The sequence below is a fragment of the Streptomyces sp. PA03-1a genome (assembly GCF_033792805.1).
GTDB lineage: Bacteria > Actinomycetota > Actinomycetes > Streptomycetales > Streptomycetaceae > Actinacidiphila.
In genome coordinates, this window is record NZ_JARAVO010000277.1 from 1 (window position 1) to 11,807 (window position 11,807).

Annotated in this window: 9 protein-coding genes and 1 pseudogene; 1 reads left to right on the forward strand and 9 read right to left on the reverse strand. The window is 73.2% G+C overall.

Features of this window, described 5'->3' with window-relative positions; all coding sequences use genetic code 11:
• The 6 genes and pseudogenes from PV341_RS39230 to PV341_RS39255 all read right to left on the reverse strand — a co-directional run.
• A pseudogene (locus PV341_RS39230) lies at window positions 1-419 on the reverse strand (hypothetical protein); the annotation flags it as partial.
• Window positions 416-1,309: an FAD binding domain-containing protein gene (locus PV341_RS39235; RefSeq protein WP_499512111.1), complete on the reverse strand. Its 894-nt coding sequence runs from the start codon at window positions 1,307-1,309 to the stop codon at window positions 416-418. The pseudogene PV341_RS39230 and the gene PV341_RS39235, both read right to left, overlap by 4 nt.
• A 261-nt stretch (window positions 1,310-1,570) precedes the next feature.
• Complete coding sequence (locus PV341_RS39240; RefSeq protein ID WP_500360294.1) at window positions 1,571-3,202, reverse strand: beta-N-acetylhexosaminidase; 1,632 nt, start codon at window positions 3,200-3,202, stop codon at window positions 1,571-1,573.
• 83 nt (window positions 3,203-3,285) lie between these two features.
• Window positions 3,286-4,449 carry a hypothetical protein gene (locus tag PV341_RS39245; RefSeq protein WP_500330080.1) on the reverse strand — a complete coding sequence of 388 codons (1,164 nt, stop codon included), beginning with the start codon at window positions 4,447-4,449 and terminating at the stop codon, window positions 3,286-3,288.
• Between the two features lie 67 nt (window positions 4,450-4,516).
• Window positions 4,517-4,804 (reverse strand): DUF3039 domain-containing protein, encoded by a 288-nt coding sequence (locus tag PV341_RS39250; protein WP_499512114.1) that lies wholly within the window; start codon window positions 4,802-4,804, stop codon window positions 4,517-4,519.
• A gap of 11 nt (window positions 4,805-4,815) precedes the next feature.
• Entirely contained in the window at window positions 4,816-5,394 is a 579-nt protein-coding gene (locus tag PV341_RS39255) for a YqgE/AlgH family protein (RefSeq protein WP_499512115.1), read from the reverse strand.
• Window positions 5,395-5,646: 252 nt separating this feature from the next.
• On the opposite strand from PV341_RS39255, the gene murA reads away from it, so the two are divergent.
• Window positions 5,647-6,981, forward strand: coding sequence for a UDP-N-acetylglucosamine 1-carboxyvinyltransferase (murA, locus tag PV341_RS39260; protein WP_499512116.1), 1,335 nt, complete (start codon window positions 5,647-5,649; stop codon window positions 6,979-6,981).
• A gap of 88 nt (window positions 6,982-7,069) precedes the next feature.
• On the opposite strand, the gene PV341_RS39265 is transcribed toward murA, so the two are convergent.
• The 3 genes from PV341_RS39265 to PV341_RS39275 form a co-directional block, all read right to left on the reverse strand.
• Window positions 7,070-7,351 carry an HU family DNA-binding protein gene (locus PV341_RS39265; protein ID WP_018564081.1) on the reverse strand — a complete coding sequence of 94 codons (282 nt, stop codon included), beginning with the start codon at window positions 7,349-7,351 and terminating at the stop codon, window positions 7,070-7,072.
• A gap of 198 nt (window positions 7,352-7,549) precedes the next feature.
• Window positions 7,550-8,971 carry an NAD-dependent malic enzyme gene (locus PV341_RS39270; protein ID WP_500330082.1) on the reverse strand — a complete coding sequence of 474 codons (1,422 nt, stop codon included), beginning with the start codon at window positions 8,969-8,971 and terminating at the stop codon, window positions 7,550-7,552.
• Window positions 8,972-9,325: 354 nt separating this feature from the next.
• On the reverse strand, window positions 9,326-11,599 hold the full coding sequence (locus PV341_RS39275) for a UvrD-helicase domain-containing protein (protein WP_500330083.1): 2,274 nt from the start codon (window positions 11,597-11,599) through the stop codon (window positions 9,326-9,328).
• Window positions 11,600-11,807: the final 208 nt, after the last annotated feature.

Here is an 11,807-nt window from a genome sequence, read left to right on the forward strand (position 1 = left end):
GTCCAGGGCCGCGACGGGTCGGGGGTCGGCACGAAGGCGCCCACCGAGTACTCGCCGGAGTCGTCGGCGGTGGCGTCCTCGCGCACGACGGGGATCGCCCACGTGGTGGCCGCGTCCTCACCGGCGGCCGGGCCGCCGGGCCCCTCCGCGGGGGCGACCGTTATCGGCACGCCGGTCGGCTCGGGCGCGTAGCCGTGGCCCGGGGCGGCGAGCGGGTCGGCTCCGGGCTCGGTCATGGACAGCTGCGCCGCGAAGGACACCTGCATGGTCTGGTCGGCGTCGTACTCGCCGTGGGGCAGGGGCTCCCACACCCCGTGCCCAGGGGTGAATCCCCCGCCGTGCGGCAGGGGTGACCCCGCCTGCGGCTGGTCGGTCATGCGCCCGTCCGGTGTCCTGTCGTCGTACACGTCGTCACTCATGCCAGTGCCCTCCCCAGCGCGCGGCGGGCCAGTGCGGCCACCGTACGCCGCAGCTGGACGGCCGCGGGGGGCAGTTCGGGGGCCGTGGTGCCGTCCGGGGCCGGCAGGGGGTCGGGGATGCAGGCGGCGGCGACGTACTCGCCGAAGGCCGTGAGGGCCTCCGGTGCCAGCGTCCGCTCGCCGTCCCAGTCGATCAGCCCGGCGACCCAGCGTTCGGCCTCGAGCGGCCGCAGCGGCACCGGTGCGACAGCTCCCACCGCGCAGCGTACGCCCCGGCGGGCGGGGTCGAGGACGACGGCGACCGACGCGATCGCGCGGCCGGGTCCGGTGCGACCGGTGGCCTTGAGGAACGTCTGCGGCGCGTGCAGCAGCGGGACCCGGACGTATGCCAGGACCTCGCCCGGCCGCAGCGGGTCCATGGCGGTGAGCAGGTGACTGACCGGCAGCTCGCGGTTGCCGTCCGGGCCGGCGACGAGGACGGACGCCTCCAGGGCGGCCAGCACGGGCAGCGAGTCGCCGGTGGGGGCGGCGCCGGCGATGTTGCCGCCGAGCGTGCCCGCGTTGCGGATCTGCGGGGGCCCGGCGGCGCGGGCGGCGGCGGCCAGGGCGGGGATGAGCGCGGCGAAGTCCGGGCGGCCCATGCGGGCGTGGGTGAGGCCGGCGCCGAGCAGCGCGGCGCCGTCCGCGTACTGCCAGCCGCGGATCTCGCTGATCCGCCCGAGCCCGACCAGTCCCGCGGGGCGCAGCAGCCCGGAGTTCACGGCCGCCATGAGGTCGGTGCCTCCGGCGACGGGCACGGCTGTGGGCGTGGCGGCCAAGGCCGCCACGGCCTCGTCGAGCGAGGTCGGCAACGCCACATTGCGCGCTGCCTGCCGTGCGTACGTGCTCACGCAGCTGCCCCTTCCCCGGCTGTCCGCGGTGCGGTAGCCGTACGGTACGTGCTGACAGCCCGGACGTGGCAACTCTGGCACATCTTCCGGGGTGATCAACGCGAGGGTCGCAAAGGAGAACCCGCCTTCCGGATGGCACCCCGTCCGGTTTGCGTCTTTCTCCAGGTTGCGACGGGAATGGCCTCCTTCATGCGCCTTGCCGTGATTGGCCAGACCACCTTGCCATTTCCCGCGCCGACCGGCCCCGGGTTGTGGCAGGCCTCACACGATCGGGGGCGGCCCCTCGATCGGGCGTCCGATGACGCCCGGACGCCGCTGCCACGGTAGCGGACCGCCCGGCGGACGGTATTCGACCCCCAGTGCGTCAAGTCGCCCGTAGTGGGTGGTCATTCGCGCGGCGAAGCCCTCGTGGTCGCGGGCGGCGGGCCGGGGCAGCCGGCTCCAGACCGTCTCGGCGAAGGCGGCGAGCCTCGGGAAGGCCATGTAGTCCACCGCGCGGACCGAATCCATCGTCTCCGTCCAGATGTTGGCCTGCGCGCCGATGACGTGGGCGGCCTCCTCGGCGGTGAGGCCGTCCGGGACGGGCTCAAAGCGGTAGACGTCCTCCAGGGTGCGGACGTGCGCGATCGGCACCGGCTCGTCCTCGCCGTCCGACTGCCGCCAGTCCAGGTAGACCTGGCTCTCCGGGCACATCACGACGTCGTGCCCGGCCCGGGCCGCCGCGATCCCGCCCGCGTAGCCGCGCCAGGAGGAGACGGCGGCGCCCTCGGCCAGTCCGCCCTCCAGGATCTCGTCCCAGCCGATCAGCCGGCGGCCACGCGCGCTCAGCCAGGTGTCGAAGTGCCGGACGAACCAGCTCTGCAACTCGTCCTCGTCGCGCAGCCCCAGCTCCTTGATGCGGGCCTGGACGGTGGCGGAGGCGCGCCACTGGTCCTTGGGGCACTCGTCGCCGCCGATGTGGACGAACTCCGAGGGGAAGACCTCCAGGAGCTCGTCCAGCACATCCTCGTAGAAGCGCACGGTGGCCTCGGTGGGCGCCAGCACGTTCGGGTTGATGCCCCAACTGGCCAGCACCGGCAGGGCGCCGGTGTCGACGACGTCGGTGTTGCCGAGTTCGGGGTAGGCGGCGATGGCGGCCTGCGAGTGGCCGGGGACGTCGATCTCCGGCACGACCGTCACGTGCCGCCCGGCCGCGTACGCCACGATCTCGCGGAGGTCGTCCTGCGTGTAGTAACCGCCGTGCGGGCGTTCGTCCCACAACGGGGACTCCCGCAGCCCCACCTTGGTCCGGCTGCGCCAGGCACCGACCTCGGTCAGGCGCGGGTGGCGGCGGATCTCCACCCGCCAGCCCTGGTCGTCGGTCAGGTGCAGGTGGAGCACGTTCAGCTTGTGCGCGGCCAGCAGGTCGACGTAGCGCAGGACGACGTCCTTGGGCATGAAGTGCCGTGCCACGTCCAGCAGTACGCCGCGCCACGCGAACCGCGGGGCGTCCTCGACCGTGCAGTGCGGCAGGCGCCAGTCGCGCCCCGGCAGCGGCGCACGGCGGAAGGCGTCGGCCCCGAGCAACTGCCGTACGGTCTGGGCGCCCCAGAACACCCCCGCCGCTCCCCCGCCGGCGATGCGGACGCCGTCCGCGGCGGACACCGTCAGGCGGTGGCCCTCCGCGCCGAGGCGCCCGGTCACGTCGGGGTCGAGGCGGAGCGTGATCGTGCCGGGCGTGCCCGCGGGCGGCGGCGGCAGCGGGAGCCCGGTGGCGGCGCCCACCGTGGCGCGCAGCCAGTGCGCGGTCCCTTCCGTGCCGGGGCCGGCGTCCAGGGTGGTGCCGGGGCCCAGGTCGAGGTGACCGCCGTCGGCGTGCCGGTGCGCCTCGACGGGCGCCGGGATGAGGTCCATGGCGCCCATCCTGCCGCGCCCGCGGCAACTGGAATAGACCAATCGCCGATTTCCGGCCCGCTCCGGCCGGACGCGGTGAGCCGTCAGCCGCGGGCCCGGCGGTCCCGGTTCAGCGCGAGGACGGGGATCAGCACGCCGACCACGCACCACAGGAGGTGGCTCACGGTCACCGCTGACCACAGCGCCGTGGAGCTCGCCTGCGCCACGGAGAGGGCCACGACGGTGCCGATGAGGGCGACGACGGCGGTCAACTGGAGGACGACGTGCCGGCTGGGCAGCAGGTCGCGTTGCAGGAAGGTGTCGCCGTACCACCAGCGCACCGCGCGGGCGGCGCCCAGCAGCACCACCACGGCGCCCGCGGCGACGCCCAGGACGGCCGGAAGCGGCCACGGGGTGCCGTCGGCGGCGGCGGCCGCCGCCAGGCCGGTGGCGGCGATCGGCAGCACGGCCAGATGGGCCGCCACGGTCAGGGCCACGGTCCGGGCGCGGGCCCGGTCCCCGTTCAACTCGGCGCGGGCCAAAGCACGTACGGTCTGCAGCCGCCCCAGGCCGGTGCTGCCGGAACGACGGGCCTGCAGCAGCCACAGCGCGCCCGCCAGCGCCGCCAGCACGCCCACCCCACCGGCCAGCACCTCCGGTTCGGCGAACAGCACCAGCGCGGCCACCAGCAGCACGGGCACGAGCCGCGGCCACCGGCGCCGCCCCGCCACGTCCGCGGGCGCGGCACCGAGCTCCAGGGCGCGGGCCACGACGGTGCGGCGTTCGGCCTGGGCGGCGGGGCGGACGGAGAGGTCCAGTGCCCGTGCGAGCGCGACCTGGGCCTCGGCCTCGCGGGGCGCGATCAGGACGGCCCGCCGGGCGGCGGCGAGCGCCTCGGGGCCACGGGAGAGCATCCGGCAGGAGTCGGCGACCAGCACCTGGGCGCGCCATTCGCGGGGGTCGGCGGCGACGACCCGCCTCCCGAGCCCGAGGGCGCCGTGCGCGTCGCCGAGCATCAGCAGGACGAGCCCGGCCAGCAGCGGCGGGTCGGGGTCGCCGCGCTCCGCATGCGCCAGCGCCCAGTCGACGGCCTCCCGGGCCCGGTCGGCCCGTCGCTCGTACGCGAAGACCCTGGCCCGTACGAGGTAGCCGAAGCTGCCGTTGCGGGCGACGAAGGCGTCGTCGACGAGCGAGTGCGCCATCTCGAAGCGCCCCCGCTCGCACAGCCCGAAGACCCGGTCCGCCGTGACGGCGTCGTCCTGCGCCATGTCCCCCCGAACGCGCGAGGTACGGCCGCCGTGCCGCGGCCGTACCTGCCGGGTGCCGTGGCGGCCGCTACTTGCCGCTCTTGTCCTTGTCCTTGTCCCCGCCACCGGTGGGCATGGATTCGAAGATCTCCTTGCACATCGGGCAGACCGGGTACTTCTTGGGGTCCCGGCCGGGCACCCAGACCTTGCCGCAGAGCGCGACCACCGGCGATCCGGAGAGCGCGCTCTCCATGATCTTGTCCTTCTGAACGTAGTGCGCGAAGCGCTCGTGGTCGCCATCGCCGTTCGACACCTGCGGGGTCGGTTCGACGAGGGTGCCGGTGCCCGCCCCGCGCTCGGGCTCGAGAGTGCTCATGGCACGCAAGCCTAATTCAGAGACGGATCGTCCGGATACGTCGCGACCATCGCGAGTTCGCTGCGCTGCCTGCGCAGCACGGAGCGCCACAGCTGCTCGGGGTCCGGGGAGAAGACGTCCCCCGGTTCGGACTCCACCACGTACCAGGCGCCCTCGACGAGCTCGTCCTCCAGCTGTCCGGGCCCCCATCCGGCGTACCCGGCGAAGATGCGCAGGGAGCCCAGCTCGGCCGCGAGGAGCTCCGGCGGCGCCTCCAGGTCGACCAGGCCGATCGCGCCGTACACCCGGCGCCAGCCGAGCGGCTCCCCGTCCTCGCCGTCCCGCGGCTCCCCGGGCACCACGGCCAGGCCCAGCGCGGAGTCCAGCGAGACCGGCCCTCCCTGGAAGACGACCGGGGGCGCGCCCGCCAGACCGGCCCAGGTCTCCAGGACGTCGCCGACCCCGACGGGCGTGGGGCGGTTGAGGACGACGCCGAGGGACCCCTCCTCGTCGTGGTCGAGGAGGAGCACCACCGCCCGGTCGAAGTTCGGGTCCGCGAGCGCGGGCGTCGCGACGAGCAGTCTGCCGGTGAGCGATGACACTTCGGTCATGGTCAACATGATCCCGCATTCCGCCGCCGCGCGGGGTGGCAACGGCCCCCTTTCCGGACCGGGCCCGGCGCACCGGGCGCGCCACCGGCGACCCTCCGGAGGCGCGCGACCGCACAGGGTGCTGTAGCGAAGCCATTACATGAGTGGGACCTCACAGGCCTCTCCCCGGCGCCGGAAGGCCGATTACCATTTCCCCTTGGTGCCTGCGGGGACCTAGCTTCCTTTCTGCCCGTCTCCAGGAACGCGAGAGCAATGACCGGCCTTAACGACGTACTGCTCGTCCACGGCGGCACCCCCCTCGAGGGGGAGATCCATGTCCGCGGCGCGAAGAACCTCGTGCCCAAGGCGATGGTGGCCGCGCTGCTGGGCAGCGAACCCAGCCGGCTGCGCAACGTGCCCGACATCCGCGACGTGCGCGTGGTGCGGGGTCTGCTCCAGCTGCACGGGGTGACGGTGCAGGCCGGTGAGGAGCCCGGGGAACTGGTGCTCGACCCGTCCAAGGTGGAGAGCGCGAACGTCGCCGACATCGACGCGCACGCGGGCTCCTCGCGGATCCCGATCCTGTTCTGCGGCCCCCTGCTGCACCGCCTCGGCCACGCCTTCATCCCGGGCCTGGGCGGCTGCGACATCGGCGGCCGGCCGATCGACTTCCACTTCGACGTGCTGCGCAAGTTCGGCGCGGTCATCGAGAAGCGCCCCGAGGGCCAGTACCTGGAGGCCCCGCAGCGGCTGCGCGGCTGCAAGATCGAGCTCCCGTACCCGTCGGTCGGCGCGACCGAGCAGGTGCTGCTGACGGCCGTCCTGGCCGAGGGCGTCACCGAGCTGAGCAACGCCGCGATCGAGCCGGAGATCGAGGACCTCATCTGCGTCCTGCAGAAGATGGGCGCCATCATCACGATGGGCACCAACCGCACCATCCACATCACCGGCGTGGACAAGCTCGGCGGCTACAACCACCGCGCCCTCCCGGACCGCCTGGAGGCCGCCTCCTGGGCCTGCGCGGCCCTGGCCACCGAGGGCAACGTCTACGTCCGCGGCGCCAGCCAGCGCGAGATGATGACCTTCCTCAACGTCTTCCGCAAGGTGGGCGGGGCCTTCGAGGTCGACGACCACGGCATCCGCTTCTGGCACCCCGGCGGCCCGCTGAACGCCATCGCCCTGGAGACCGACGTCCACCCCGGATTCCAGACCGACTGGCAGCAGCCCCTGGTCGTGGCCCTCACGCAGGCCTCGGGCCTGTCCATCGTCCACGAGACGGTGTACGAGTCCCGGCTGGGCTTCACCTCGGCGCTCAACCAGATGGGCGCCCACATCCAGCTCTACCGCGAGTGCCTGGGCGGCACCCCCTGCCGCTTCGGCCAGCGCAACTTCCTGCACTCCGCGGTCGTCAGCGGCCCCACCCGGCTGCAGGGCGCCGACCTGGTCATCCCCGACCTGCGAGGCGGCTTCTCGTACCTCATCGCGGCCCTGGCGGCGCAGGGCACCTCCCGGGTGCACGGCATCGACCTGATCAACCGCGGCTACGAGAACTTCATGGGCAAGCTGGAGAAGCTCGGCGCGAAGGTCGAGCTGCCCGCCGCGGACTGACCCGGCGCCCGGCCCACCGTCCGGAACACACGAAGGGCGGCCTCCCCGCGGGGAGGCCGCCCTTTCGGTTGTCGCGGTAGGCGCGGAACTACTTGCCCTTGGCGGCTTCCTTGAGCTTCGAGCCCGCGGAGACCTTCACGCTGTAGCCGGCCGGGATCTGGATCGGGTCACCGGTCTGCGGGTTGCGCGCGGTGCGCGCGGCGCGGTGGCTGCGCTCGAAGGTGAGGAAGCCGGGGATGGTGACCTTCTCGTCGCCCTTGGCGACGATCTCGCCGACGACCTCGGCGAACGCGGCCAGAACGGCGTCGGCGTCCTTGCGGGTCACCTCGGCGCGCTCGGACAGCGCGGCCACCAGCTCACTGCGGTTCATCTAAGTACTCCTTGCATGGAAACCCCCAACGTCGACCGTCGGGGAAGACGCATTGTGAAGACGCTCATCGCGCTTCTGCGGTGCGGCCCTCACCGCCCAGGTACGCATCCTGCCCCTATTTCTGGGGGAAACGCCAATCCGGCACCCGGGAGAGTCACACAAAAAGCGGGACGTGTGCGGCTCGATGACGCTCCGTCGTTACGGCGTCGCGGTGAGGCCCTGCGACTTGGCGGCCTCACGGACGGCGCCGGCGACGGCGCCCGCGACCTTGTCGTTGAAGACGCTCGGGATGATGTAGTTCGGGTTGAGCTCGTCCTCGGTGACGACGTCCGCGAGGGCGGTCGCCGCCGCGAGCATCATCTCGGTGTTCACCGTGCGGCTCTGGGCGTCCAGCAGGCCGCGGAAGACGCCCGGGAAGACCAGCACGTTGTTGATCTGGTTCGGGAAGTCGCTGCGGCCCGTGGCGACCACCGAGGCGGTCTCCCGGGCGACCGCCGGGTCCACCTCGGGGTCGGGGTTGGCCAGGGCGAAGACGATGGCGCCGTCGGCCATGGCCGCGACGTCCTCGCCGTCCAGGACGTTGGGGGCGGAGACGCCGATGAAGACGTCCGCGCCGCGCACGGCCTCCTTCAAGGTCCCGGTGATCTCCTCCGGGTTGGTGTTGTCGGCGATCCAGCGCAGCGCCGTCCCGGGGCCGGCGGCGACCAGGTCCTCCCGGCCGCTGTGCACGACGCCGTGGATGTCCGCCACGACGGCGTGCTTGACGCCCGCCGCGAGCAGCAGCTTGAGGATGGCCGTGCCGGCGGCGCCCGCACCCGACATGACGACCCGTACGTCGCCGACCTGCTTGCCGACCACGCGCAGCGCGTTGGTCAGCGCCGCAAGCACCACGATGGCGGTGCCGTGCTGGTCGTCGTGGAAGACCGGGATGTCCAGGGCCTCGCGCAGCCGGGCCTCGATCTCGAAGCAGCGGGGCGCCGAGATGTCCTCCAGGTTGATGCCGGCGAAGCCGGGGGCGATCGCCTTGACGATCTCCACGATCGCGTCGGTGTCCTGGGTGTCCAGGCAGATCGGCCAGGCGTCGATGCCCGCGAAGCGCTTGAACAGGGCCGCCTTGCCCTCCATGACCGGCAGCGCGGCCTTGGGCCCGATGTTGCCCAGGCCCAGCACGGCCGAGCCGTCGGTGACCACCGCGACGCTGTTGCGCTTGATGGTCAGCCGGCGGGCGTCCTCGGGGTTCTTGGCGATCGCCATGCAGACCCGGGCCACACCGGGGGTGTAGACCATGGAGAGGTCGTCACGGTTGCGGATGGGGTGCTTCGACGCCATCTCGATCTTGCCGCCGAGGTGCATCAGGAACGTGCGGTCGGAGACCTTGCCGATCGCGACGCCCTCGATCTGCGCCAGCTTGGCGACGATCTCGTCCGCGTGGGCCGTCGAGGTGGCCGCGATGGTCACGTCGATCCGCAGCTTCTCGTGGCCGGAAGCGGTCACGTCGAGGCCGTGGACGGCACCACCGGAGGCTTCCACGGCCGTGGTGAGCTGGCTGACCGCGGATCCGCTCGCGGGTACCTCCAGCCGCACCGTGATTGAGTACGAGACGCTCGGCGCCGTTGCCATGGCCGCTGTTCCTCCGCTGTCGCTGGTTGTGCGCCCTCGATGCTGCCACCTACTGGTGGGTACGCGTAAACCCGGGGGCCCTACAACAGAATGTCGAGTAGCGAGGGGGGTCAACGGAAGCTTGTGTGCTTAATGTTCCCCCACCCGCCACCGGAACGGCGCACACGGACGGAATGACAATCTCGGATCGTTTGTTAGCCTGGGTGAGGCACCGGCTCGATCCAAGCCCCCGGGCCCAACCATAGGCGCTTCGAGCGCCCACTTGCCGCGAGGCGAGCATGGCGGGTCGGTGTCACAGACGTCCGGCGGGGCGCCCCTCCCAGAGGGGCGCCCCGCCGTCGTCATGCGGACGGTTCAGTCCCGCAGCAGGTCCGGGACGCCGGCGTCGTCCGGCAGGTCGCGGGCGCCGGAGAGCACCGTCAGCCGCTGCGTGGCCCGGGTCAGCGCCACGTACAGCACCCGCAGCCCGGCCGGGGACTCGTCCGCGATCTCCGCGGGCGAGACGACCAGCGTCGCGTCGTACTCCAACCCCTTGGCCTCCAGGCTGCCCAGCGCCACGACGCGCTCGCCCAGCCCCGCCAGCCAGCCCCGGGCCTCCTCACGGCGGCCCATGGCCACGACCACGCCCACCGTGCCCTCGACCTCGCCCAGCAGCCGCTCCGCCTCCGCGCGCACCGCCTCGCCGGGGCCGCCGTCGGCGGTCACCGCGAACCGGGGCACCAGCCCCGTCGAACGCACCGCGCGCGGCGACTCGCTGCCCGGCATGGCCAGCGCCAGCACCTTCGCCGCCAGGTCCGCGATCTCGGCCGGGTTGCGGTAGTTCACGGTGAGGGTGAAACGGCGGCGCGGACGCGTCCCCAGGGCCTCGTCACGGGCCAGGGCCGCCTCGTCCGGGTCGGTCCACGAACTCTGCGCGGGGTCGCCGACCACCGTCCAGGTCGCGGCACGGCCCCGGCGGCCCACCATCCGCCACTGCATCGGGGTGAGGTCCTGCGCCTCGTCGACGATCACGTGCGCGTACTCCGTGCGCTCCGCGTCCAGCCGGTCCTGCCGGCTGCGCCGCCCGGCCGCCATCCGGTCGGCGAAGGTGGTGACCTCCTCCAGACCGGTCAGCTGGTCCAGCGGGTCCGCCTCCCGGGTGCGCACCTTCGGCGGCGGGCCCAGCAAGGCCTCCAGCTCGTCCAGCATCGCGACGTCGTGCACGGACAGGGCCCCGTTGCCCGCGGGGTCCAGCCGGCGCAGCGAGCGCGCCACCCGGCGCACCTCGGGCGGCGTCAGGACCCGCCGGGCCCAGCGCCCCAGCCGCTTCTCGTCGGAGAGCGCCGCCAGCACCCCGCGCGGGGTCAGCACCGGCCACCAGGCGGCCAGGAAGTCCACGAACTCCTGCTCGGTGGAGACGTCCTCGTCGAAACCCTGCCGCTCCTCGGCGGCCAGCTCCGGGTCCTCGAAACGGCGCCCGGCCTTGCGCCACAGCGCGTCCAGCAGCAGACGCCGGGCCCGGGGCCGCAGCAGGTTCACCGGCGCCGTGCCGCTCAGCACGGCGTGCCGGATCCCGGACAGCTCCTCGGCGTCCAGCTCCAGCCGCCGCCCGAACGCCACCACCCGCAGCCGGTCCGGGCACCGGCCCTGCCCGGACCCGTGCTCCAGCACGCCCCGGGCCGCCTTGCGCAGCACCCTCAGCATCCGCAGCGAGCCCTTGATCCGGGCGACCGCCGGATCGTCGTACGTGGTCGCCTCGGCACCGTCCACGAGCGAGCCCACGGCGCGGATCGCGACCTGACCCTCCTCGCCCAGCGAGGGCAGCACGCCCTCGGTGTACGCCACCAGCAGCGGCGTCGGGCTGACCACCAGGATCCCGCCCGCGTACCGGCGCCGGTCCTGGTACAGCAGGTACGCCGCCCGGTGCAGGGCCACGGCCGTCTTCCCCGTGCCGGGCCCGCCTGTCACCTCCGTGACGGAGGCTGCGGGGGCCCTGATCACCACGTCCTGCTCGGCCTGGATGCTGGAGACGATGTCCCGCATCGTGTGGCTGCGCGCCTGGCCCAGCGCGGCCATCAGCGCGCCGTCCCCCACCACCGGCAGCCCCGTCCTCAGCTCCGGGCGCAGCAGGTCGTCCTCGACGCCCAGCACCTTGCGGCCCTTGGAGCGGATGACGCGCCGCCGCACGACCCGGCCGGGCGCGACCGGCGTCGCCCGGTAGAACGGCGCCGCCGCGGGCGCCCGCCAGTCGATCACCAGCGGCGCGTAGTCCGCGTCCAGCACGCCCAGCCGGCCGATGTGCAGGGTCTCGGCGACCTCCGCCGTCCCGTCGGGCCGGACCGCATCATCGGCGGGCTCCACGGAGGTGTACGCACCGTCCGGGCCCTTCTTGCCGTCCTTGCCCAGCAGCAGGTCGATCCGGCCGAAGAGGAAGTCCTCGAACTCCGCGTTCAGCCGGTTCAGGTGCAGCCCCGCCCGGAACACCTGGGCGTCGCGCTCCGCCAGCGCGCCCGGCGTGCCGACCTGGCCGCGCTTGACGGCGTCGTCCATGAGGAACTCCGCCTCGTGGATCTTCTCCTCGAGCCGGTCGTACACCCGGTCCAGATGCGTCTGCTCGACTGCGATCTCCGTGTCCCGGACCGCTGCCACGCAGGACCCCCTTCTTCCACTTCCGTACGTCACGCGCCGCGTGCGCCGCCCCGGCGTACGGGGCAGCCTGTCACCGTACGCCAACCAGGCGTTTCCCGCCCACTCGGCAAGTGCCTCCCGAAGCGTCCGGGGTACCCCGTGTCGCCCCGTGCGGGTGCGTTGTGGTTGCGCTTTGTCTCTTTTAAACATTTCCCACCCCCCGGAACCT

Excerpts from the sequence above, each read along its gene's own strand:
- PV341_RS39240 (WP_500360294.1), bottom strand. The coding sequence starts at position 3,202 with ATGGACCTCATCCCGGCGCCCGTCGAGGCGCACCGGCACGCCGACGGC.
- PV341_RS39245 (WP_500330080.1), bottom strand. The coding sequence starts at position 4,449 with ATGGCGCAGGACGACGCCGTCACGGCGGACCGGGTCTTCGGGCTGTGC.
- PV341_RS39250 (WP_499512114.1), bottom strand. The coding sequence starts at position 4,804 with ATGAGCACTCTCGAGCCCGAGCGCGGGGCGGGCACCGGCACCCTCGTC.
- PV341_RS39255 (WP_499512115.1), bottom strand. The coding sequence starts at position 5,394 with ATGACCGAAGTGTCATCGCTCACCGGCAGACTGCTCGTCGCGACGCCC.
- murA (WP_499512116.1), top strand. The coding sequence starts at position 5,647 with ATGACCGGCCTTAACGACGTACTGCTCGTCCACGGCGGCACCCCCCTC.
- PV341_RS39265 (WP_018564081.1), bottom strand. The coding sequence starts at position 7,351 with ATGAACCGCAGTGAGCTGGTGGCCGCGCTGTCCGAGCGCGCCGAGGTG.
- PV341_RS39270 (WP_500330082.1), bottom strand. The coding sequence starts at position 8,971 with ATGGCAACGGCGCCGAGCGTCTCGTACTCAATCACGGTGCGGCTGGAG.